This is a genomic window from Mycobacterium sp. GA-1841 (assembly GCF_001954135.1).
In the GTDB taxonomy this organism is placed as follows: Bacteria; Actinomycetota; Actinomycetes; order Mycobacteriales; family Mycobacteriaceae; genus Mycobacterium.
Window position 1 is genome coordinate 79,208 of record NZ_MBEQ01000015.1, and the last position, 23,302, is coordinate 102,509.

21 protein-coding genes are annotated in these 23,302 nt (G+C 67.4%); 10 read left to right on the plus strand and 11 right to left on the minus strand.

The genetic code is table 11. From position 1 onward, the window contains the following. The first annotated feature begins 34 nt into the window (after nt 1-34). The 7 genes from A5740_RS03880 (at nt 35) to A5740_RS03910 (ending at nt 8,788) form a co-directional block, all read left to right on the plus strand. Entirely contained in the window at nt 35-1,888 is a 1,854-nt protein-coding gene (locus A5740_RS03880; protein WP_076191640.1) for an ABC transporter ATP-binding protein/permease, read from the plus strand. Between the two features lie 118 nt (nt 1,889-2,006). Continuing rightward, nucleotides 2,007-3,416 (plus strand): wax ester/triacylglycerol synthase family O-acyltransferase, encoded by a 1,410-nt coding sequence (locus A5740_RS03885; protein ID WP_076191642.1) that lies wholly within the window; start codon nt 2,007-2,009, stop codon nt 3,414-3,416. Nucleotides 3,417-3,492: 76 nt separating this feature from the next. Continuing rightward, on the plus strand, nt 3,493-5,271 hold the full coding sequence (locus tag A5740_RS03890; RefSeq protein ID WP_076191643.1) for a BCCT family transporter: 1,779 nt from the start codon (nt 3,493-3,495) through the stop codon (nt 5,269-5,271). Between the two features lie 9 nt (nt 5,272-5,280). After that, nucleotides 5,281-5,790 carry a hypothetical protein gene (locus A5740_RS03895; RefSeq protein WP_076191645.1) on the plus strand — a complete coding sequence of 170 codons (510 nt, stop codon included), beginning with the start codon at nt 5,281-5,283 and terminating at the stop codon, nt 5,788-5,790. 56 nt (nt 5,791-5,846) lie between these two features. Beyond that, nucleotides 5,847-6,983, plus strand: a complete 1,137-nt coding sequence (locus A5740_RS03900) for a ferredoxin reductase (RefSeq protein ID WP_076191646.1) — start codon at nt 5,847-5,849, stop codon at nt 6,981-6,983. A gap of 68 nt (nt 6,984-7,051) precedes the next feature. After that, nucleotides 7,052-8,290, plus strand: a complete 1,239-nt coding sequence (locus A5740_RS03905) for a fatty acid desaturase (protein WP_076191648.1) — start codon at nt 7,052-7,054, stop codon at nt 8,288-8,290. 102 nt (nt 8,291-8,392) lie between these two features. Next, the gene (locus A5740_RS03910) at nt 8,393-8,788 is read left to right on the plus strand and encodes a hypothetical protein (RefSeq protein WP_076191649.1); all 396 of its coding nucleotides are present in this window, start codon (nt 8,393-8,395) and stop codon (nt 8,786-8,788) included. A gap of 12 nt (nt 8,789-8,800) precedes the next feature. On the opposite strand, the gene A5740_RS03915 is transcribed toward A5740_RS03910, so the two are convergent. The 3 genes from A5740_RS03915 to aroA all read right to left on the minus strand — a co-directional run bounded on the left by A5740_RS03915 (nt 8,801) and on the right by aroA (nt 11,914). Further along, nucleotides 8,801-9,607 carry an SDR family oxidoreductase gene (locus A5740_RS03915; RefSeq protein ID WP_076191651.1) on the minus strand — a complete coding sequence of 269 codons (807 nt, stop codon included), beginning with the start codon at nt 9,605-9,607 and terminating at the stop codon, nt 8,801-8,803. 69 nt (nt 9,608-9,676) lie between these two features. Continuing rightward, the gene (gene rsgA, locus A5740_RS03920; RefSeq protein WP_076191652.1) at nt 9,677-10,657 is read right to left on the minus strand and encodes a ribosome small subunit-dependent GTPase A; all 981 of its coding nucleotides are present in this window, start codon (nt 10,655-10,657) and stop codon (nt 9,677-9,679) included. A gap of 6 nt (nt 10,658-10,663) precedes the next feature. Beyond that, nucleotides 10,664-11,914, minus strand: a complete 1,251-nt coding sequence (gene aroA, locus A5740_RS03925; protein WP_254849071.1) for a 3-phosphoshikimate 1-carboxyvinyltransferase — start codon at nt 11,912-11,914, stop codon at nt 10,664-10,666. Between the two features lie 117 nt (nt 11,915-12,031). Here aroA and A5740_RS03930 point away from each other — a divergent pair, with 117 nt between their 5' ends. After that, nucleotides 12,032-12,826, plus strand: coding sequence for an SOS response-associated peptidase (locus A5740_RS03930; protein ID WP_217696680.1), 795 nt, complete (start codon nt 12,032-12,034; stop codon nt 12,824-12,826). A 2-nt stretch (nt 12,827-12,828) separates the two neighbouring features. Further along, complete coding sequence (locus A5740_RS03935) at nt 12,829-14,352, plus strand: class I SAM-dependent methyltransferase (protein ID WP_139334910.1); 1,524 nt, start codon at nt 12,829-12,831, stop codon at nt 14,350-14,352. A gap of 1 nt (nt 14,353) precedes the next feature. Here A5740_RS03935 and A5740_RS03940 read toward each other — a convergent pair whose 3' ends face one another. Both A5740_RS03940 and A5740_RS03945 read right to left on the minus strand, forming a co-directional pair. Next, nucleotides 14,354-15,142, minus strand: a complete 789-nt coding sequence (locus A5740_RS03940) for a class I SAM-dependent methyltransferase (protein ID WP_076191657.1) — start codon at nt 15,140-15,142, stop codon at nt 14,354-14,356. Between the two features lie 13 nt (nt 15,143-15,155). Further along, on the minus strand, nt 15,156-16,004 hold the full coding sequence (locus tag A5740_RS03945) for an NAD(P)-dependent oxidoreductase (RefSeq protein ID WP_076191659.1): 849 nt from the start codon (nt 16,002-16,004) through the stop codon (nt 15,156-15,158). A 123-nt stretch (nt 16,005-16,127) separates the two neighbouring features. On the opposite strand from A5740_RS03945, the gene A5740_RS28995 reads away from it, so the two are divergent. Further along, complete coding sequence (locus tag A5740_RS28995) at nt 16,128-16,277, plus strand: metallothionein (protein WP_076191660.1); 150 nt, start codon at nt 16,128-16,130, stop codon at nt 16,275-16,277. 1 nt (nt 16,278) lies between these two features. On the opposite strand, the gene A5740_RS03955 is transcribed toward A5740_RS28995, so the two are convergent. The 6 genes from A5740_RS03955 to A5740_RS03980 form a co-directional block, all read right to left on the minus strand. Beyond that, on the minus strand, nt 16,279-16,824 hold the full coding sequence (locus A5740_RS03955) for a M15 family metallopeptidase (protein WP_076191789.1): 546 nt from the start codon (nt 16,822-16,824) through the stop codon (nt 16,279-16,281). 19 nt (nt 16,825-16,843) lie between these two features. After that, a complete protein-coding gene (locus A5740_RS03960; protein ID WP_076191662.1) occupies nt 16,844-17,764 on the minus strand; it encodes a LysR family transcriptional regulator in 921 nt (306 codons plus the stop codon). A gap of 56 nt (nt 17,765-17,820) precedes the next feature. Then, nucleotides 17,821-20,265: a CoA transferase gene (locus A5740_RS03965; RefSeq protein WP_076191663.1), complete on the minus strand. Its 2,445-nt coding sequence runs from the start codon at nt 20,263-20,265 to the stop codon at nt 17,821-17,823. A 3-nt stretch (nt 20,266-20,268) separates the two neighbouring features. Beyond that, the gene (locus tag A5740_RS03970; protein WP_076191665.1) at nt 20,269-21,465 is read right to left on the minus strand and encodes an acyl-CoA dehydrogenase family protein; all 1,197 of its coding nucleotides are present in this window, start codon (nt 21,463-21,465) and stop codon (nt 20,269-20,271) included. A gap of 2 nt (nt 21,466-21,467) precedes the next feature. Beyond that, nucleotides 21,468-22,574, minus strand: a complete 1,107-nt coding sequence (locus A5740_RS03975) for an acyl-CoA dehydrogenase family protein (protein WP_076191791.1) — start codon at nt 22,572-22,574, stop codon at nt 21,468-21,470. A 108-nt stretch (nt 22,575-22,682) separates the two neighbouring features. Then, on the minus strand, nt 22,683-23,168 hold the full coding sequence (locus tag A5740_RS03980) for an aminoacyl-tRNA deacylase (protein ID WP_076191667.1): 486 nt from the start codon (nt 23,166-23,168) through the stop codon (nt 22,683-22,685). Between the last annotated feature and the right edge of the window lie 134 nt (nt 23,169-23,302).

Consider the following 23,302-nt stretch of genomic DNA (forward strand, 5'->3'; position numbering starts at 1 on the left):
GGTTCGGTGTGCCGGAAGCACGGATAATCCGGGAATGGTTCAGCCCAGCATCGATTGGCCCGCCGAGCCCCTGCGCTCGCTGATATGGACGTTGCAGGCCTGGGTGATCACGGTCGTGGTGTTCCTGGCGGTGGCCCTGCTGATCGCGAGGTTCACCCGGTGGGGGCAACAGTTCTGGCGGGTCAACGCGCCGTTTTTCACCGGGGCGGGCAGTTGGCGCACCTGGACACTGCTGGCGGTGATCCTGTGGCACACCGTGTACGCGGCGCGGGTGGTGGTGATCTTCACCTACCAGTACGCCGATCTGATGAATGCCGTGCAGGCCGGTTCGGAAGCGCTCGCCACCCACGACGACGCCAAGCTCGACGCCGCGCGCCAGGCCTTCATGACATCGTTTGCGATCAGCGGGATTCTGGTGGCGCTCACCGTGATCTACACCATCGTGGACCTGTTCCTGCGCCGGGTGTTCTCGATCCATTGGCGTGTCTGGCTCAATGCCCGGCTGGTCGACGACTGGATGGCAGGCGATGCGTTCTACCGCAACCGCTTTCTGCACCCGCCGGTGGAGAACCCCGATCAGCGTATCCAGACCGACGTCGAGACGTTCACCACCAAATCGGTCGACCTGAGCATCGGGGCGGTGAGCAAGTCTCTGTTGATCGTCATGTTCACCGGGGTGTTGTGGCAACTGTCGGGACCATTGCAGTTGGGCGGCTGGGTGATTCCACGGGCCATGGTCTTCGTGGCATACATCTTCTCGATCACCGTGACCGTCATCGCGTTCTGGATCGGCCGTCCGCTGGTGCGGTTGAACTTCCTCAACGAGAGGTTCAGCGCCAGTTTCCGGTATGCGTTGGTGCGCTTGCGTGACAGCGCCGAGCGGGTGGCGTTCTACCGCGGTGGGGAGCGCGAACGGCAACTGCTGCACTCCCGCTTTGCCGAGATCATCGCCAACATGTGGCGCATCGTGTTCGCCCAGTTGCGGCTCAACGGCTGGAACCGTGGCGTCGGCGATGTGACGACGGGCATGATCCCCTACATCGTGCAGGCACCCCGGTTCTTCACCGGCCAGATCACGCTGGGCGGGCTGCTGCAGACCGTCGCGGCCTTCGGAAACGTCTGTGCCGCAATGGCATTCTTCCGCGACAGCTACGACGAGTTCACCGTCTACCGGGCCGCCCTGATGCGCATCGACCAGATGCTCGCTCATGATCAGCAGGCTCGGGAGTTGCCCCGAATCGCGGTCACTCCCAGCCGGGACTTCCTGGCCCTCACCGGGGTACAGGTCGATGACCTGCAGGGCGGCCCGCTGATCACCGATCTGTCGATGGTGCTGAGCCCGGGTGACAGCGTGGTGGTGAAGGGACCGTCCGGGTGCGGTAAGACCACCCTGCTGCGCAGCCTGGCCGAGTTGTGGCCCCGGACCGCCGGACTGGTGGAGTATCCGTCCGGATGGCAGACGCTGTTCCTGCCGCAGCTGCCGTACCTGCCGCTCGGCGACCTGCGGGCTTCGGTGGTGTATCCGCTTCCGATTGCCGACGTGAGTGACAGCGAACTGCGGGACACGTTGCGCGCGGTGGCGCTCGGGCATCTGACGAATCGCCTGGACGACGAGGCCGACTGGGCGTCGGTGCTGTCACTGGGCGAGCAACAGCGAGTCTCCTTCGCGCGGGTGCTACTGGTCCGTCCGAAGGTGGTGTTCCTCGACGAGTCGACCTCCGCGCTGGACGAGGGTCTCGAGGACGCAATGTATGAGTTGGTGCGGGAACGGTTACCCGGCTCTGTGGTGGTCAGTGTGGGGCACCGGTCCACCATCGATCGTCATCACCGGTCGCGACTACAGCTCGCCGGTGGTGGGCGATGGGAGCTTTCGGCGGTTGCGGCATGAACTTTCCGGTAGCTGGGACATGAAATTGACGCGCGGGACCACCCGTGATGCGCGGGGGCCGAATCGCCGGTTAACGTGACGAGGTTCGAGGCGGGCGATCAGGGAAGGTTGGCGCCGAATGGTGAGCAGACTGTCGGCGTCCGACGCAGCGTTCTATCACTTGGAAAACACCGCGACGCCGATGTATGTCGGGTCGTTGGCGATCCTGCGCAAACCGCGAGCGGGCCTGAGCTACGAGACCCTGCTGGAGACCGTCGAGCGCCGGCTGCCGCAGATCCCGCGCTACCGGCAGAAGGTCCGTGAGGTCACGCTGGGCCTGGCCCGTCCGGTCTGGGTGGACGACCGGGATTTCGACATCACCTATCACATCCGGCGCTCGGCACTCCCGTCTCCGGGCAGCGACGCACAGCTGCACGATCTCATCGCCCGCCTCGGTTCCCGGCCGCTTGACCGGACCCGTCCGCTGTGGGAGATGTATCTGGTCGAGGGGCTGACCAAGAACCGGATCGCGATCTACACCAAGACCCACCAGGCGCTGGTGAACGGGATGACCGCGCTCGAAATCGGTCACGTGATCGTCGATCGCACGCAGAAGGCACCGGAGTTCGGTGAGGACATCTGGATTCCGGCCCGCGAACCCAGCGACCGCCAACTGGTGCTCGGAGCAGTCGGGGAGTGGATCACCCGGCCCACCAGCCAGCTGGCCGCTCTGCGAGACACGGTGACCGAGGTGGCCACCAGTGCCAGCGAATTGGCGGCGGTCGGCCGGCGGGTGGCCGACGTGGCCCGGACGGTGGCCCGCGGCACCGCGCCGAGTAGCCCGCTGAACACCAGAGTTTCGCGTAACCGCAGATTCTCCGTGGACCAGCATCGGTTGGAGGACTACCGGCTGGTGCGGGCCCGCTACCACTGCGACATCAACGACGTCGTCCTGGCGGTGGTGGCCGGCGCGCTGCGCAACTGGCTGCTGTCGCGCGGGGAGCCGGTCACCCCGAGCACCACGGTGCGGGCGATGGCGCCCATGTCGGTGTACCCCGACGCCGAACTGGACTCCTCCGGGCCCGGACAGGCCATCAGCGAGGTCTCGCCGTTCCTGGTGGACCTACCCGTGGGTGAGGGCAACGCCGTGGTGCGGCTGTCGCAGATCGCCCATGCCACCGAATCGCATTCCACGGCGGCCAGCCTGGTCGACGCGCGCACGATCGTCACACTGTCGGGTTTTGCGCCTCCGACGTTGCACGCCATGGGAATTCGGGTGGCCACGGGATTCTCGGCGCGACTGTTCAATCTGCTGATCACCAACGTGCCCGGAGCGCAGAAACAGATGTACGTCGCGGGCACCAAATTGCTCGAGACCTATGCGGTGCCGCCGTTGCTGCACAACCAGGTCCTGGCGATCGGTGTCACGTCGTACGACGGCAGGCTGTATTTCGGCATAAACGCCGACCGCGACGCCATGAGCGATGTCGACGTGTTGCCGAGCCTGCTGCGCGAATCGCTCGACGAATTGCTGGACGCGGCCAAGTAGCGGCGGCGGAAACGCTGCTGGCAAACACGGACAGGTATTTGACCTGGGGCACGGTTCGCGGTCTGATGAATCCACCATGGCCATTGAGATACGAAAAAGAAGATCCGACAAGCACACGCACGAAGCCAAGAAGAAAACAGAGAAGGCGCTGAAGTCGCCGACCGGTGATGTCGTGCCGCATCACCCCGTACTCGATGTGCCGGTCGAGCAAAAGGCCTACACGCGCCGCGCCGGCGTCGACTGGGTGGTCTTCGGCGTCACCGCCGCGATTGCGGTGGCGTTCCTGATCTGGGGTTTCGTCAGCACCGATTCGCTTGCCACCGCGTCATCCAATGCCCTGAGTTGGGTGATGGCCGACGTCGGTTGGTTGTTCGTCCTGACGGCGTCGGGATTCGTGGTGTTCGTGATCTGGCTGGCGATGAGTCGTTACGGCAACATCCCGTTGGGTCGCGATGACGACGAACCGGAGTTTCGCACCGTGTCGTGGGTGGCGATGATGTTCAGCGCCGGTATGGGGATCGGCCTGATGTTCTTCGGAGTGTCCGAGCCGTTGTCACACTTCGCCTCCCCGCCCCCGCGCACCGGAGGACCCGGCAACCCCGCCGCCGCCGAGACCGCAATGGCGACCACGATGTTCCACTGGACTCTGCACCCGTGGGCCATCTATGCCGTCGTCGGTCTGACCATCGCCTACGGCGTATACCGCAAGGGCAGGTTGCAGTTGGTCAGCGCGGCGTTCGAGCCGTTGCTCGGTAAACGGGTCAACGGGCCGTGGGGCAAGGTGATCGACATGCTGGCGATCTTCGCCACGCTGTTCGGATCGGCCGCGTCACTGGGCCTGGGCGCCTTGCAGATCCGCAGCGGCCTGCAGATCGTCGCTGGCGTGGGCGAGGTGGGAAACGGCATCTTGATCGGTGTCATCACGATCCTGACCGTCGCGTTCGTGCTGTCGGCGGTGTCGGGTGTGGCGCGCGGAATCCAGTGGCTGTCCAACATCAACATGGTGCTGGCGTTGGCGATGGCGCTGTTCATCTTCGTGGTCGGCCCGACGATGTTCATGCTGAACATGATCCCGACGGCGATCGGCAGCTACGTCGACCAGCTAGCGCAGATGGCGGCCAGGACGGGCGCCGAGGGCCCGACGGTCAGCGCCTGGTTGCAGGACTGGACCATCTTCTACTGGGCGTGGTGGATCTCGTGGACTCCCTTCGTCGGCATGTTCATCGCCCGAATCTCCCGCGGCCGCACCATCCGGCAGTTCGTCACGGGGGTGCTGCTGGTGCCCAGCGTGGTATCGGTCGTCTGGTTCTGTGTGTTCGGCGGCGCCGCCATCTTCGAGCAGCAGAACGGAGTGGACCTGGCCGGAATGGGCAGCCAGGAACGGCAGCTTTTCAGCCTGCTCGGTGAATATCCGATCGCGACGGTCACCAGCGTCGTGGTGATGATCCTGGTCGCCATCTTCTTCGTCTCCGGTGCCGACGCCGCGTCGATCGTGATGGGCTCGCTGTCCGAGCGGGGCACCATCAAACCGACCCGGCCCACGGTGATCTTCTGGGGTGTGGCCACCGGTGCCGTGGCGGCGGTGATGCTGCTCGTCGGGGGAGCGGACGCGCTGAACGGTCTGCAGTCGATCACCATCATCGTCGCGGTGCCGTTCGTGCTGGTGATGATCGGCCTGGCGGTGGCGCTGGTCCGTGACCTGCGCCGGGACCCCATGGTGGTGCGCCGCGAATATGCGCTGGAGGCGGTCAACAGCGCCGTGGTCTCCGGTGTCACGCAACACGGCGACGATTTCGTCATCTCCGTGGAGAAGGACCCGAACGCCGAGGACGATAGGGAGTCCGACGACGGCTAATCTCGCGGTGTGCGCGTCTACATTCCGACGACCCTGGTCGCCCTGCAACAGCTTGTCGCCGACCGTCACCTGCTCGTCGTGAACGGGACGGCCTTCGCGGTGACCCCGACGCTGCGCGAGGCCTACGCCGAAGGCGACGACGAGGAACTCGCGGAGGTGGCGTTGCGGGATGCCGCGCTGGCCTCGTTGCGGTTGCTCGCCGGGGCGCCGTCCGATTCGGGGCTGCCGCCGCGGCGCGCGGTGGTGGTGGCCGACACGGACCCGGACATGGCGGTGACCGCCCGGCCCGATCTCGACGACGCCGTGGTGCGGCTGTCGGGCCCGGTGTCGATCGATACCGTTGTCGCGGTGTACGTCGACAACGCCGACGCCGAGTCGGCGGTGCTGGCCGCGGTCGACGTCATCGACGAGGCTGATCTCGGCGACGAGGATGCCGAACTGACCGTCGGCGACGCCCAGGACCATGACCTGGCGTGGTACGCGCCCCAGGAGCTGCCGTTCTTGCTCGAACTGCTCTGATGCCACAGCCGTCGTACGACTAGCTACGAGGCAGTAACCTACGGTACCGTAGGTTCATGGCCAAGAACTCCATCAAGGTCTCGGCCAACGTGGCCGACACGGTGCGTCCCACCATCGCCGGCGCCGAGCGCCGCCCCGGCTGGCACGCCTTGCGTCGCATCGTGGGCCAGGTGACCACACCGCTGCTGCCCGACGATTACCTCAAGTTGGCCAACCCGTTGTGGTCGGCGCGGGAGCTGCGCGGCCGGGTGGTCGAGGTGCGCCGGGAAACCGCCGACTCGGCGACTCTGGTGATCAAGCCGGGCTGGGGGTTCTCGTTCGACTATCAGCCGGGCCAGTACATCGGCATCGGTGTGCTGATCGACGGGCGCTGGCGCTGGCGGTCGTATTCGCTGACCTCGACGCCGGAGAAATCTGCGCGCACCATTGCGATCACCGTCAAGGCGATGCCCGAGGGGTTCCTGTCGGCCCACCTGGTCGACGGCCTGCGTCCGGGCACCGTGGTGCGGCTGGCCGCGCCGCAGGGCAACTTCGTCATGCCGCAACCGGCGCCGGCAACGGTCCTGTTCGTGACGGCGGGCTCGGGCATCACCCCGGTAATGTCGATGTTGCGCACGCTGGTGCGGCGGGGCCAGATCACCGACATCGTGCACGTGCATTCGGCCCCGACGGAATCCGAGGTGATGTTCGGCCAGGAGTTGGCCCAACTGCACGAGGCGCATCCCGGCTACCGGCTGTTGTTGCGCAGCACCCGGGCCGACGGCAGGCTTGATCTGGCGCAACTCGGTGAGTTGGTTCCCGATTGGCGTGAGCGTCAAGCGTGGGCGTGCGGGCCCGAAGGCATGCTCAACGACGCCGAACGGGTGTGGGCGGACGCCGGTGTTGCCGAGCAGTTGCACCTGGAACGGTTCGCGGTCTCCAGGGCGCAGACGCACGGTGTCGGGGGCACGGTCACGTTCGAACGCAGCGGCAAGGAGGTCACCGTCGACGGTGCGACGCCGCTGATGGACGCGGGCGAGGAGGCCGGCATCCGGATGCCGTTCGGCTGCCGCATGGGGATCTGTCAGTCGTGTGTGGTGGGTTTGGTCGACGGGCACGTGCGCGACCTGCGGACCGGTGTCGAACATGACCCTGGCACCCGGATCCAGACCTGTGTTTCGGCGGCGTCGGGCGACTGTGTTCTGGATGTTTAAACTTTACTGACTGGTAACTTACGGAATCGTAGGTTACGCTACCGTAGGTAATTGAGAGGAGGCTGACGATGGCAATCACCGACGTACCCGCATTCACGCATCTCACCGATGCCGACATCGAGAACTTGGGCATCGAACTCGATGCGATCCGGCAAGACATCGAAGACTCCCGCGGTGAGCGCGATGCGCGCTACATCCGCCGCACCATCGCGGCGCAACGCGCGCTCGACGTCGCCGGGCGCGTCATGCTCGCGGCGAGCTCGAAGCGTTCCGCGTGGTGGGCAGGCACCATCACCCTGGGCGTGGCCAAGATCATCGAGAACATGGAGATCGGCCACAACGTCATGCACGGCCAGTGGGACTGGATGAACGATCCCGAGATTCACTCCTCGTCGTGGGAGTGGGACATGAGCGGGGCGTCCAAGCACTGGCGGTTCACCCACAACTTCATGCACCACAAGTACACGAACATCCTCGGCATGGACGACGACGTGGGCTACGGCGTCATCCGCGTCACCCGGGACGCCAAATGGAAGCCGTTCAACCTCTACGGCAACCTGCTCTTCAACACCTTGCTCGCGATCGGTTTCGAGTGGGGCGTGGGGCTGCAGCACCTGGAGCTCGGCAAGATCTTCAAGGGCCGAGACAACCGCAACGCCACCCTGGTCCGCATGCGGGAGTTCGGCGTCAAGGCCGGCCATCAGCTGGCCAAGGACTACGTGATGTGGCCGGCGCTCACGTCGCTGTCGCCGGGCGCGACCTTCAAGTCGACGCTGAAGGCCAACGCGGTGGCCAACGTCATCCGCAACGTGTGGGCCAACGCGGTGATCTTCTGCGGTCATTTCCCTGACGGCGCAGAGAAATTCACCAAGACCGACATGGTCGGTGAGAGCCGTGGCCAGTGGTACCTGCGGCAGATGCTGGGCAGTGCCAACTTCGACTCGGGTCCGGCGCTGGCCTTCATGAGCGGCAACCTGAGCTACCAGATCGAGCATCACCTGTTCCCGGATCTGCCGAGCAATCGGTACGCCGAGATCGCGGTCCGGGTGCGGGCGTTGTGCGACAAGTACGACCTGCCCTACACCACGGGCTCGTTCCTGGTGCAGTACGGGAAGACCTGGCGCACCATCGCCAAGCTGTCGCTGCCGGACAAGTTCCTCAAGGACACAGCCGACAACGCACCCGAAACCCGCAGCGAGCGGATGTTCACCGAGCTCGAAGGGTACGGCGTCACCGATCCTGCGACCGGGCGTCGTCGTGGTCTGAAGACGGCCATCGAGACGGTCCGCGGCTGGCGCCGGAAGTAGCGCCTCGGACGTGAGCTTGTGGTCGAGAGTTCGCAGAAATCGACAACAAGCTCACGTTCGACGCACAGCTTCCTGGCAGTCGCCGCTCATACGCTTCTGCTCGTGAAGAAGTTGCTCGTGGCCGTGGTGCTGGGCGTTTCGGTGCTGCCGGTGGGTGCGTTGGCGACCGGCATCGCCGCAGCCGATGACTACGCGGGCCAGAAGTACTCCGACGTGCAGTCGGCGCTGGCCGACGCCGGGATGAAAGGCGTGGTCGCGTCCCGTTCGGGCGATTCGGTGTCCGACGACGACTGCGTGGTGACCCACGCCGAGAAGGCGCACTGGCACAAGGGCGACAATTTCTCGCCCGTCACCGACACCGAACTACTCAACCTCAACTGCAATGCCGGGGTGGCCACGGCCAAGACGCCGGGCAATTCGGCCGCCAGTCCCGAGGGCCGTGCGGCGGTCGCGGCGGCCAAGCAGCAGGCGGCCGACGAGGCCCAGACCAAGCACTGACCCCGCGGCGCGTCACATGTCGATCTGCCATACCTTCGGCCAGTCCTTGCCGCGCAGCGCGGCGTCGATGCCGCCGTCGACGAAGATGACCGACCCGACGAAGTAGCCCGCCTCGGGGCTCAGCAGGAATGCCACCAGCGCAGCCACCTCTTCGGGCCGCCCGCCGCGTCCGGCGGGAATGGTCTTGAGGAACTGCTCCATCCCGGCACTGGTCAGCGGGTCCGTGCGGCCCTCCTGGGTCATCGGGGTGTCGATGAGCCCCGGCGCGATCGCGTTGAGCCGGATGCCCTCGGCGATGTACTCCGCGGACTTGGTGCGGGCGTAGTACGCCAGCGCGGCCTTGGTTGCCGGATACGCCTGCAGCGCCGCGTAATCGCCGTACGTGGCGGCGACAGCGGTGGCGCCGGCCTCGTCGCCGGCCAGGCAGGCCTCGGCCAGTTCTGCCGGCCAATTGGGTTGAGTGGTGGTCGAATTCGAGCTGATCAGCACCACGGATGCGTTCTCGGCTCGGGCCAGCAGCGGACGAAGCCCTTCCAGCAGCTCGATCGCGCCGAAGTAGTTGACGGCGATCAGCAGATCCGCCGGCCGGCCGGTAGCGGCGGCCAGCCCGGCGAACGGGACGAATCCGTCGATCCCGCCCTCGGCCAGCTCGGTGACCTTGGCGATCGCCTGGGCTCGCCCGTCTGCGGTGCTCAAATCCACGTTCACGTCGGCATCGCGCAGGTCCACGCCGATCACCCGATGTCCGTCGGATTCCAGTCGTTTCTTGGTCGCAGCGCCGAGTCCGGAGGCACTGCCGGTGAGAACATAAGTAGCCACAGCAGCGACCCTAGTGTGGCCAGGGCGTCATTCGAGGGGATGTGCCGACCAGTGGTACGGGTGACGTGATCAGACCTCCTTCAGCACCGCCAGCAGGCGCCGTGCGGCGGCGACACGGTCGGCGGCCGGACCCGACAGCGTGTCGAGCGCGCACTCGGGATCGGCGGGCGGACCCATGTGCCCGCAGCCGCGCGGACAGTCGGCGATGGATTCGGCCAGATCGGAGAACGCCAACAACACATCGTCGGGTTCGATGTGGGCCAGGCCGAACGACCGGATGCCCGGGGTGTCGATCACCCAGCCGCTGCCGTCCAGCGGCAGTGCCACGGACTGGGTGGAGGTGTGCTTGCCCTTGCCCACCCCGGAAACCTCCCCGGTGGCCCGATCCGCCTCTGGGACAAGGCGATTCACCAGCGTGGACTTGCCGACCCCGGAATGGCCGAGAAACACCGTGACCTGATCGGTCAGCATGGGGGCGACCACGTCGAGCGGGTCCTCGCGGCCGGCCGCCACGATCGTCAGGTCCAGATCCGCGAACTGCGCGGCAAACGGCTCGGGTGCGGCCAGATCGGATTTCGTCAGGCACAGAATGGGTTTCAGTCCACCGGCATAAGCGGCGATCAGGGTGCGTTCGACGAATCCGGTGCGTGGCGGCGGATCGGCGAGTGCCACCACGATCAGCAGCTGATCGGCGTTGGCTACCACCACGCGCTCGGTCGGATCGTCGTCATCGGCGGTGCGGCGCAACACCGTTCGCCGCTCACCGCGACGCACGATGCGGGCCAGGGTGTCGGGCCGACCGGACAGGTCGCCGACGATGTCGACATCGTCACCGACGACGATCGGCGTGCGGCCCAGTTCACGGGCCCGCATCGCCACCACGCGGTGATGCGGGTCGCGGTCCAGGGCGCAGCCCCAGCGGCCGCGGTCGACGGTCACCACCATGGCCGATCGGGCATCGGCGTGATCGGGGCGGATCTTGGTGCGCGGACGGGTACCGCGGCCCGGCCTGATCCGGACGTCGGACTCGTCGTAATCCCGCGCTCCCAAGGTGGTTTACTTCCCCCTCGCAGGCGGGTCGCCCGCCAGCATCTGCACCCACATCAACGGGAAATCGGGCAGCGTCTTGGCCGTGGTCTCGATGTTCTCCACGGCCACGCCGGGCACCCGCAGGCCGATGATCGCCCCGGCGGTGGCCATCCGGTGGTCGGCGTAGGAACGCCAGGTGCCTTCGTGCAGGGGACGCGCCGTGATGAGCAGGCCGTCGTCGGTCTCGGCGCAGTCGCCGCCGAGCCCGTTGATCTCGGCCGTCAACGCGGCCAGCCGGTCGGTCTCATGCCCGCGCAGATGTGCGATACCCCGCAGCCGTGACGTCGCGCCGTCGCGGGCCAGTGCGGCCAGTGCGGCCACCGTCGGGGCCAGTTCGCCGACGTCGTGCAGGTCGGCGTCAAACCCGTCGTAGTCTTCGGTGCCATTGACCTCCAGGTGCGAATCGCGCTGGTGGACGGTCGCATTCACCTTGGCGAGCAGGTCGAGGATGGTGTCGGCCGGTTGGATGCTGGCCGCAGGCCAGCCGGCGATCCGCACCGTTCCGCCGGTGACGATCGCGGCCGCCAAAAACGGTGTGGAGTTCGACAGATCCGGCTCGATGCTCCACTGCCGGGCGGCGATCGGCCCGGGGGAGACCACCCAGCGGTTGGGGACGGAATCGTCGACCTGCACGCCGGCGTCGCGCAACATCGCGACCGTCATCGCCACGTGCGGGGCCGACGGCACCGAGGATCCGGTGTGCACGATGGTCAGGCCGTCGCGGAACGTGGCGCCGGACAGCAACAATCCGGAGACGAACTGCGACGAGCCGGACGCGTCGATCTCGACGGTGCCGCCGGTGACGGTGCCGCGACCGCGCACCACGAACGGCAACCCGTCGCCGTCCACGTCGACACCCAGCCCACGCAACCCGTCGAGCAGCGGTGAGATCGGCCGGGCCCGGGCCTGCTCGTCACCGTCGAAGGTGACCGAGGCGGTGCTCAGCGCCGCCACCGGCGGCACGAACCGCAACACGGTGCCGGCCAGCCCGCAGTCGACCCGTGCATCGGCTGCCGGGGCGATGCGGCCGCCGACGGTCAGCTCGGTGCTGTCGTCCGCGGCTTCCAGCACCGTGACGCCCAGCGCGCGGACCGCGTCGATCATGAGATCGGTATCGCGACTGCGCAGTGCGTTGCTGATCGTGGAGGACCCCTGCGCGGTGGCCAGCGCAGCGAGCACGAGCGCGCGGTTGGTCAGAGACTTCGAACCGGGCACCATCACCGTGGCGTCGACCGGGGCCGTCGCCGACGGAGCCTGCCAGTGGGTCACCTGCTCCTCACGTCCGCTCACGAGCTATATCCTGCCTTGTCCGCCGACTCTGCAACCATGGGCATCATGTGTGGACGTTTCGCGGTGACCACCGATCCGGCCCTGTTGGCGCAGAAGATCCAGGCGATCGACGAGAGCACGGCGAGTTCGGGCGACAAGGACCAGCCGGGCCCCAACTACAGTGCTGGTCCCAACTACAGTGCTGGCCCCAACTACAACGTGGCTCCCACCACGACCATCACCAGCGTCGTCAAACGACACACCGAACCCGAGGACGAATCGACCCGCCGGGTCCGGTCCATGCGCTGGGGGCTGATCCCGCCATGGGTGAAGACCGGCGAGGACGGCAACCCGGACACCAAGGGCCCGCTGCTGATCAACGCCCGTGCCGACAAGGTCACCAGCTCACCGGCATTCCGCAACTCCGCCAAGAACAAGCGCTGCCTGGTCCCGATGGACGGCTGGTACGAGTGGCGACCCAACGCCGACAAGAAAGCCAAGACGCCGTTCTACATGTACGGCGCCGACGGCGAGTTGTTGTTCATGGCGGGGTTGTGGACCACGTGGCGCCCGCAGGGAGCGCCCAAAGACGCGCCGCCGCTGCTCAGTTGCACGATCATCACCACCGACGCCGCCGGCCCGCTGGCCGAGATCCACGACCGGATGCCGCTGACGATCAGCGCGTCGGACTGGGACCGGTGGCTGGATCCCGACGCCCCGATCGACGAGGGGCTGCTGCGCGGACACGGCGACCTCGATCGGATCGCCGTCCGGGAGGTATCGCGTCTGGTCAACAGTGTCCGCAACAACGGTCCTGAGCTCATCGAGCCGGCCGAGCCCGAGGAGATGGGACTGTTTTGAGCGTGAACGACGGTGCGGTCGACTCCGGCCTGGTCGACGCGATCGGTGCCGATCTGCGTTCGGCCGGCTACACCACCGACGGGGTGGCCGGCCTTCTCGGTGACGCCGGGGCCGCGCTCGACCGTGGCGTGTGGTGGCCGGTTCTGCGGGTCACGCACGCGGCCCCCGCCGAGCAGCGGCGGCTGGCCGTGCTGGTACGGCTGTTGCTGCTGGGCACCGAGGAACCGGCGGAATCGGTAGGGGAGGCGTTCCCGTCGAGCAGCGTGGCGGCACTGGTCCAGAGCGGCGTGCTGGAGTTCACCGGCGGCGGCGCCGACGACGGTGACAAGGTCCGGTCCGTCCTGGACATCCGTCCGCACAGCGACGGCACCCGCGATTTCTATGTGGTGTCCGATCAGGACGCCGCGCTGCGACGTGGGCCGCTGCGCCGTGAACATGTGCTCGGCATCGGCGGCGCGTCGGTCTCTCTGGCCCGCGCCGTGACGCGTAACCCGGTGGGCCGGGCGCTGGATCTCGGCACCGGGTGCGGTATCCAGGCGCTGCACCTGGATGCCCATTGCGACGAGATCGTCGCGACCGACACCAACGAGCGCGCGTTGGCGCTGGCGGCGATGACCGCCCGGCTCAACGGCATGTCATGGGATCTGCGGTGCGGCAGCATGTTCGAGCCAGTGGCCGGTGAACGGTTCGACCTGATCGTGTCGAATCCGCCGTTCGTGGTCGGCTCGGGAGCCCGCGATTACATCTACCGGGACTCCGGATTGGTCGGAGACACGTTGTGCCAGAACCTGATCGAGCAGATCGGCGGATATCTGAACCCGGGTGGCACCGCGCACATCATGGCGAACTGGATCGTGCGGGACGGCCCAGAAGGCGCGGAGTGGCAAGACCGTGTCCGCGGGTGGCTGGCCGGCACCGGCTTGCATGCCTGGGTGGTGCAACGTGAGCTGGCCGATCCGCTGAGCTACGTATCGCTGTGGCTGGCCGACGCCGGGGAAGACCTCGAGCGGCAGGCCGACCGCGGCGGGCAATGGCTCGACTGGTTCAGCGAGCAAGGCATCTGCGGCGTCGGCATGGGCATGATCTCGTTACGGGTCCCGCGCGACGGGGAATCGCCGGAGCAGGTTCTCGAAGAGATCACCGGGGCCGACGAGGCGCTCACCGGCTTTGAGGTCGATGCGTTCTTCGCTCGCCGCGCCTACCTGCGCGACACCGGGAACGACGCGCTGCTGGCCGCCCGCTTGTCCACGGCGCCGGTCTTCCTCGAAGAGCAGTCGCTACCGGGTCCCGACGGTTGGCAACAGGTCGGCGCCGCGGTGCGCCGCCCCGGCGGGCCGGCCGCCGTGATCGGGGTGGACGAGGTTCTTCGGGCCCTGCTGGCGGGGTGCCGCGGGGAAGTACCGTTGGGCACGCTCATCGATCTGCTGGCCGCCCATCACGGGGTGGACGCCGACGCGTTGGCGCAGGCGGCGCTGCCGGAGATCCGTGAGGCGATCGGTCGCGGGATCCTCTATCAGGCAGAGTGATTCACGTCCTGCGGCGTGCCGTCACCACCGCGTAGGGAGCGTCGAAGGCAACCCGGCCGTCGGTGCCGGCGCGCGCGGCGAAGGCGGCGGTGAACGCGGCGAGCAGGCGGGAACGGGTCGTCTCGTCGAGCCGGCCCAGGAGGTTCACATGCATCGGCGATTCCTGCTCGATGAACTGTGTCGCTGACTCGACCGAGTCGAAACGCCAAGTCAGTGAGCTGGTTTCGAAATGAACCTGGTCGAATCCGGCGGCCAGTCGGGAACGGGCGATGTCGAAATCACCCCACTGGTCGGGGGAATATTCCGACGCCTGCGGCCGACCCAGCGTTTCGATGACGGGGTTGTAGAACGGGTTGTCGGACTCATCACGCACCCACGTGGAGAACCCAAAGAACCCGCCCGGCGTCAGTAGCCGCGCGACCTCGGCGACCAGGCTGGTCGGCTCGACGAAGATGATGCCCATGTTCGACACGGCCGTTGAAAATCCGCCGTCGGGCAGGCCGGTATGGGCGGCGTCGGCGACCACCCAGCGCACCGCGTCGGCGCCCGGGCGCTCGGCCGCGATGGCGATCAGCTCGGCAGTCAGATCCACCCCGGTGACCTGGGCGCCGGCTTCGGCAGCGGCCAGTGCGGCGCTTCCGGTACCGCAGGCCAGATCGACGACGGCGGTGCCGGCAACCGGACGTAGCCTGTCGGCCGCGGCCACCACTTCCGCTGCGATGACGGCGATCTGCTCGGCGACGGCCTGATAGCGGCCGGCTGCCCAATTGGTGGGTTGCGGGTTCGACATACAGACGAGCCTGCTACGGGCCGGTGTAGCCGGGCGGGTTCGGGGTGTCCACCCACAGGTCGACGCCGAGGTCCCCGTCGGGCGTGCAGTTGTAGACCGACAGGTCGGTGACGCCGTTGGCCACCAGCACGTCCTCGCACAGCAGGCTTTGACCGGTGAACTCCCGCGCGGGCTTGTTGAAGATCGTGTAGGCGGCGTCGGCGTACACCTCGGGCCGGCGGGCCTTGGCCATGGCCTCGTCGCCGCCGAGCAGGTTCTGCACCGCCGCGGTGGCCACCAGGGTGCGCGGCCACAGGGTGTTGGAGGCAATGCCGGCCTCGCGCATCTCTTCGGCAATCCCCAACGCACACAACGTCATTCCGAACTTCGCCATCATGTAGGCGGTCGGCTTGAGCCACTCGGAGTCCAGCCGGATCGGCGGGGACAGCGTGAGAATGTGTGGGTTCTCCCGGCCCTTCATGTGCGGGATGCAGGCCTGTGACACCGCGTAGGTGCCGCGGATCTGGATCCCGTTCATCAGATCGAAGCGCTTGAGCGGCACCTCCTCGATCGAGCCGAGGTTGATCGCCGAGGCATTGTTGACGCAGAGGTCGATGCCGCCGAATTGGGCCACCGCTTGCTCAACGGCGGCGGCCACGGAGTCGCCGTCACGCACATCGCCGACCATCGGGAGGGCCTGTCCGCCGGCCTCCTCGATCTCCTTGGCCGCGGTGTAGACGGTGCCCTCGAGCTTGGGATGGGGCTCGGCGGTCTTGGCGACCAGCGCGATGTTGGCGCCGTCGGCGGCGGCCCGCTTGGCGATCGCCAGACCGATACCGCGGCTGGCGCCGGAGATGAACATGGTCTTCCCGGACAGTGTCATGAAGACACGATAGGCCGACGAAGTTGTATCGAAACGTTGTACCGAAACCGACGGTTCAGGGCTGAGCCTGCGGGACCATGGGGGGACAGCGTCACCGACCCCCACCACACCTGGAGGAGAACCATGAGCGTCGTCCCCACCGGAACTGTCCTGACCTGTGCTCACGAAGGCTGTGGGTGCCGGATCCGCGTCGAGTCGGAGTGTCATTGCAAAGGCCCCGAGACCAGTTACAAATGCACGTGCGGTGCCGACATGGTTCCGGTCACCGAATAGGTCACCCCGCGGCGTCGGGCAGCAGCGGGGGACAGTTGCCGGCCGGATCGGCCACGAGTTCGAAGTGCCACAGCTCGTTGGCGTAGATCCGGCAGAGCCCGAATCGCGCGCCGTTGGCGATCAGCCAGTGATCGGCCTGCGGGCCGCCGACGTCGACCGCCTCGCCGGTGACATGCCGCGACGCCGTCGGTGTCTGGACGTACCGACGGGCAGCGGCGAGGCTGCCATAGGTCTGCACCGCCTGATCGAGCAGCGACTGCTGGAATGTGGCCGACCGCCACCCCGAGTTGATCGTCATGGTCACGCCGTCGGCGGCCGCGGCATTGGCGGCGTTCTGGATCGCGGCCAGCAGGCGCGGTTCCAACCGGCCGATCGCGGGGTTCTGCACGTCGAACGGCGTTAGGACCTGCCCGTCGGGCAGCGACCCGTCACCCTGGGTCATCGGGACGGTGTCGTCGGCCAGGCGCATCTGCGGTGCCGGCGCGGATGTGCCGAACATGACGGCCAGCGCGGCCACGCCCGAGGCCACCGTCGTCCCCACCGTCATCGGTATCACCGGCACCACATTACTGCGGCCGCCCACTCGCCAGCGAGGTCGTCAGCTCGGCCACCAGCGACTCGATCTGGGACGGGTCTCGCAGCCGGTCGGGCGCCCACGCCAGTGCGATCCGAGCCGGTGCCCAGGTGCTCTCGTCGATGGGTACGAGCGTGAATTCGGGTGGAGAGAAGATCTTTCCGAGCAACGATTCGGGGGCGTACGGGACCACCGCCACGAGGTGACGGTTGAACACCTGGGCAGCCATTTCCAGTTCGCCGCCGAACTGGTTGGTGGTGCGCACGATGCGGGTCACCCCGCGCGCGTTGAGCGCACGGGTCAGGCCGGCCAGCATCACCGGGTTGGGCCGGGCGAAGTCGATGACCACGTCGCGGTCGCGGAGTTCCTCGATCGACACCAGGTCCCTGGCTGCCAGCGGATCGTCGAAACGCACTGCCAGTGCGCCCTGGAAGGTGGCCACCACCCGGTACTGCAGCCGCTTGTCGGCGGTGGGCAGATGAATCAACCCGAGGTCGAGGTGGCCGGAGACCAGTTTGGCCGTCACCTCGGCAGCCGACCCGGGCACGCTGAACTCGGTCGGCACCGACAGGGCGGCCACTGCGGCTTGGACCTGCGCCACGAAATCCGATGGCGCATACGCGGTGGCGCCGACCCGTACCGTGGTGGCGCCCTCGGCGAGCCTGGTCGCCACGGCCTTCAATTCCTCGACCTGGCGCAGGATTTCGCGGGTGGGCCCGAGCAGCTTGGCGCCCAGTGGGGTCAGCCGGACGTCGTGATAGTTGCGCTCGAAGAGCTGGCCGCCGAGTTCTTTCTCGAGCAGCTTGATCTGCTTGCTCAACGGCGGCGGTGTGATCAGCAGCCGGTCGGCAGCCCGCTTGAAGTGCAGTTCCTCGGCAACCGCCACGAAGTAGGAGAGTCGGGTGAAATCCATGCGGTCATTCCGGCGATTCGAGGGTGCGCTGACCCACGAATCGTACGAGACGTGGATCAGCGCCCGGCCGGCTCCGGCTGCCCGGACCGCCCCGCGTCGACAGTTCGGGGGACTTCGAGTACCCCGGCCGCGATCAACTCCTCGATGGCGGCGTCGTCGAGTCCCAACAACTGGGCAGCGATGTCGCGGGTCTGCTCGCCGAGCAGCGGCGCCTGCAGCAGCGGCGGATCCGCGATGCGGTCCGAATGGATCTGGACGTTCTCCATCGTGAACGGCTCGTGGGCGTGCGGGTGCAGCTCCTCGCGGAAAGCGCGGCGTTGCACGTAGTAGTCCCACCCGGCGACGTCGTCGGCATGCAGCGCGGCCCCGGCCGGGACACCGGAGGCCTGCAGCCGGTCCATCGCTTCGGTGGCCGGGTGCTGTGATGTCCACCCCCGCACCGCTTCGTCGATGCGGTTGCGGTGGGCGTCGCGGCCGGAGCGGCTGGCCAGCAGAGGATCGGTGGCCAAATCTGGACGTTCGATCGCCGCGCATAGTGCCTGCCACTCGGCGTCGTCGCGCACCGTGACCGCGAGCCAGGCGTCTTCGCCGGCAGCCGGGAACAGGCCCCACGGGGCATCGTGAACCGGATGCGGGGACGGTTCGTGGCCGCGACGGGTCAGGACGTCGGCCGCGATCTCGCCGGCCAGATGGCTCAGCATCACCTCCGACTGCGCGACGCTGACAGACCCACCGGTTTCGGTGCGTTCGCGGCGCAGCAGCAGCGCCAGGCCGCCCAGCGCACCGATCCGCGCGGCCACGTGGTCGGGGTAGACGGTGACCGTGTCGCAGAACGATTCCGGCGCGTCCGGGTACACCCAGAGGTCGGTGAACCCCGCCGCCGCACGTACCAGCGGGCCGTAACCCATCCGCTTCGCCCACGGCCCGGTCGGCCCGAAGGCTGAGCTGTCGACGACCACGATGCCGGGGTTGAGCTCCCGCAGGGTCTGGTAGCCCATTCCCAGTGCCTCGGCCACGCCGGGTTTGAAGTTGGTCAACACGACATCGGATATCGCGACCAAACGGTGGGCCAACTGCCGGCCCTGCGGTGTCCGCAGGTCGATTCCGATCGAGCGCTTGTTGCGGTGGCCGGCGGCGTATGTCGGCGACATCGACGTCGGGTTGCCGCGCAGACCGTCGGGGAACGCGGAGTTCTCGATCTTGATGACCTCGGCGCCGAGGTCGCCGAACAGCCGTCCGGTGTCGGCCCCGACGACGATCACTCCGAGGTCCAATACCCGTACGCCTTCCAGCGGAAGGCCCTCGTTGCGTCGGGCGCGCGCGCCGAGCCCCGGCGCGACGTCCAGGTGTCGGGCGGCTTCGTCCGCCTGGTGCCCGGACCCGTCCAGCGCGGTGGCCCGGTGCCCGTCGACCTCGACGACGCCGGCTGGCACCGGTGCCGACACCCCGGGCGCCAGCTCCACCTCGCGGAAGCACCCGCGGCTGATCACCTGCTCGGCGCCAAGTGTTTCGGCCAGTGTCAGCACCGCCGCCGTCGGGACCCCGTGCCGCTGGCCGGCGGTCTCCAATTCGGCTCGGGTCTGCCCGGCGCAGAACCGGCCGATCGCGGCCAACAGCTCCGTGGAGCCGAGCCGCACCCGCAGCCGGTCGAACGAGGGATCGGCGAACTCGTCGGGCCGGCCCATCCACTCGAACATGCCGTGCCACTGGCGTTTTGCCAGCAGACAGATCCGCACATGCCCGTCTTTGCACGCGATGATCGGGTAGCGCAATTGCTCGGCATTCCAGTCGCGTCGTTGGCGGCTCAACGCCACGCCGGCCGAGGCCGTGCCCACCGTCCCGTGTGGCGGATCGAGGGTCTGCATGGCGCCGTCGAGAATCGAGAAATCGATCAGATCGCCCTCCCCGGTGCGCAATCGGTCCAGATACACACTGACAGCCATCACCGCGGCCTGCGCCGCCGCCACGTGATAGGGCAACTGCGCCGCCGGTGGTACCAATGGTTCGCGCCCAGGGATGCCCGAGCGGGACAGCTCGCTGGTCAGTGCGTGCAGTACCGGCGCGGTGGCACGCCAACCACGGTAGCCGGTGTCACGGCCGAAGTCGCTGATCGACAAGATCACCAGGCCTGGATGTTCGGCGCGAATGGTGCGGGCGGCCAAGGCTTTCTCGGCGTCCGATCCGGGGCGGGTGTCCTCGATCAGGATGTCGGCGCCGGCCAGCAGATGGACCCAGCGGCAGCGGTCGTCGGAGATCGAGGGATCGATCACCACGGTGCTCAGCCCGTGTCGGTTGATCGCGATGCCTACCGAGTCCGGATCGACCCCGGCGCCCTCGGCGACATGCGCCGGGGGAGCCTCGGTGACACCGGGCATGTGCACCTGGGACACCGACGCGCCGAGGTCGGCCAGTAGGCGACCGATCGCCGTCATCGGGCCGCGGGTCAGATCGAGGATGCGCACACCCGCCAGCGGTGGGTCGTAGTGGTCGGAGCCGGCCATGTTTCAGCTCCGCCGAGCCTGGCGGAACGGAATGTCGCGATCGACCTCGGGTTCCTTGGCCAGCCCCAGCACGCGCTCACCGATGATGTTGCGCTGGATCTGGTCGGTGCCACCACCGATCGAGGTGAAGAACGCATTGAGGGCAAGGAAGTTGATGTCGTCGGACTCGGGGTTTTCCGGGCCGGCCAGAAGTGCTTCGGCACCGATGATCTCGGTCTTCAGGCGGGCCTCGGAGTGCAGGATGTTCGACATCGCCAGCTTGCCCAGAGACATGATCGAGCTCGACGTGCCCTGTGCGGCGGCGGCTTTCGCGCGGGCATTGTTGAGCGAGTTGAGCTCACGCAACGCCAGCACGTCCGCCAGTTCTTTGCGCACCGCCGGATCGTCGAGGCGGCCGTGATCACGGGCCAGACCGATGAGATCGTCGGCGCGGGTGCGGTTTCGTGAACCGCGTCCCGCGTCGCCCATGAGTGACCGCTCGTAGGCCAGCGCGGTCTGCAGCACCCGCCATCCGTTGCCTTCTCCACCGAGCAGATAGGCGTCGGGCACCCGCGCGTCGGTGATGAACACCTCATTGAAGTGGGACTCGCCGGTGATCTGCACCAGGGGGCGAACCTCAATGCCCGGCTGGCGCATGGGAATCATGAAGAAGCTCAGGCCCTTGTGCTTGGGCACGTCCCAGTCGGTGCGCGCGATCAGCAGCGCGTATTCGGCAGTGGTGGCACCAGACGTCCACACCTTCTGGCCGTTGACCACCCACTCCTCGCCGTCGCGGACCGCGCTGGTGCGCACGGCGGCCAGATCGGAACCGGCGCCGGGTTCGCTGTAGAGCAGGCAGGTGCGGATGCGTTCGGTGAGGAAGTCGCGCACCAGGTCGTTCTTGAGCTGGTCGGTGCCGAACTTGAGCGCGGTGTTGGCTGGGATGCTGTACTTGTCCTGTCGTGCGCCCGGCGCTTTGACCGCGCGGAATTCCTGCTCGATGACTGCCGCGAGCTTGTTCGGGTAGTCCCGTCCGAACCATTCGGTGGGGTAGGTCGGCACTGCATATCCCGCGTCGAGAACCTTCCGTAGCCACGCCACCCGTTCGGGCGAACTGACCCACGGATTGGTCGATTTCGGCAGCCCGGTCCAGTTCTGGGTGAGCCAGTCACGCACCTCGGCGCGCAGCTCATCAGTGCTGGGCAGTTCGTTGGCGGTCATCGTCATGCGCCTTTCGAGGAGAGGTAGCGCTCGCGGTGCAGCCCCGAGCCGCCGAGCAATTGCAGGCCGGTGCGGGCCCGGCGCAGGAACAGGTGGGCCGGGTGCTCCCAGGTGAACGCGATTCCGCCATGCATCTGGACCGCCGACATGGCGGTCGTGTGGTACGCATCGGCGCAGGTGAATCCGGCCAGACCGATTGCCCCGCTGGATTTTTCGCTGGCCGCGTCGTATTCGGCCGCGGCGTGCTGGGCGGCGGAGGTGGCCGATTCCACCTGCAACAACAGGTCGGCGGCCATGTGCTTGAGGGCCTGGAAGCTGCCGATGGGCCGGCCGAACTGAATCCGGGTCTTGAGGTACTCCACGGTGATCTCGAAGATTCGCCGGGTCCCGCCGACCTGTTCGCCGGCCAGTGCGATCACCGCGAGGTCCAGCGCCGGCTGCACCGCCTCCCATCCCGCAGTTCCGAGGCGACGGGCCGGGGTGGCGTCGAACGTGTAGGTCGACAGCGGCACCGTCGGGTCGAAAACCGTTGCGGCCATGCGCTCGAAGCCTTCGGCGTCGGTCTCGATCTGGAAAACGCCAAAGGTTCCGTTGGTGCGGGCCACGACCAAGATCAGATCGGCAACCTGACCGTGGAGGACATAGTGCGCCGTGCCGGTCAACGCGTAGACCCCGTCGGATTCCGCGCAAGCGCGTACCGCGACGCCCTCCGGCGCCCAGGTGCCGCGGGAGCCGGTCACCGCAACCGTCCCGATCGAGGTGCCGTCGACCAGGCCCGGCAACAGCCGGCTCTTGTCGTCCTCTGTGCCGGCCGCGCCGATCAGCGCCGACGTCAACACCGCGCTGGACAAGAACGGTGCGGGTAGCAACGCGGCGCCGGTCGCCTCGGCGACGGCCTCGAGCTCGAGGGCGCCCAGGCCGACACCGCCGTACTCACCATCGACCAGCAGTCCCGTCACGCCCTGGGCGGCGAGCTTTTGCCAGAGTCCACGGTCGAAGCCGTCATCGCTGCCCATCACCCGCCGCACATCCTGCTCAGTGCATTCGTCGTGCAGTAATTCCGAAACCGCGGCGGCCAGTTCCGCGCGCTCGGCCACGCTGATCGTCATGGCACCCGCCTTTCTGTCGGGTCCATGCAATCCGGTGCCTGCGGTGATGTAAATCACGGATCCGGACACCGGCACATTTCCGATTGCGACATGCCGTGGCGCCGATGTTCAGACGGCGATCTCGGCGGCCACCGCGCCGATGGCCCGGATCAGGTCGGCGGGGCCCAGCGCGATGTCCCAGCCCCGCTTTCCGGCGCTGCACAACACCGTGTCGAATTGCAGCGCCGAGGCGTCGACGACCGTGGGCAGCTGCTTGCGCTGCCCCAGCGGCGAGATCCCGCCCACCACGTAACCGGTGGAGCGTTGCGCCGCCACCGGGTCGGCCATCTCGGCCTTCGGTACTCCCAGCGCCGCGGCCGCCGCCTTGAGCGACAGTTTGGTCGGCACCGGTAGCACCGCCACGCCCAGTCCCGTGGGCAGGGCGATGATCAAAGTCTTGAACACCTGCTCGGCGACGAATCCGTCCGCGGCCAGTTCGGCGACCGCCTCGGCGCCGAAGGAGTCATTGCGTGGATCATGCCGGTACTGCACGACGCGATGGTCGATGCCCGCGGTGATCAGGGCGGCGATCGCCGGCGTAGCTGCGCGTGCCATCGGGCCAGGGTAGCCGGGGACGACGGGAACACAGCGGCCACTACGTGCTGTTATTGCTGTCGACACCTGCTCAGCGCTACTTGTCGGTAGCACGCTCTAGGATCATGAGGAGGATTCTGGTGCCAACCGTATGC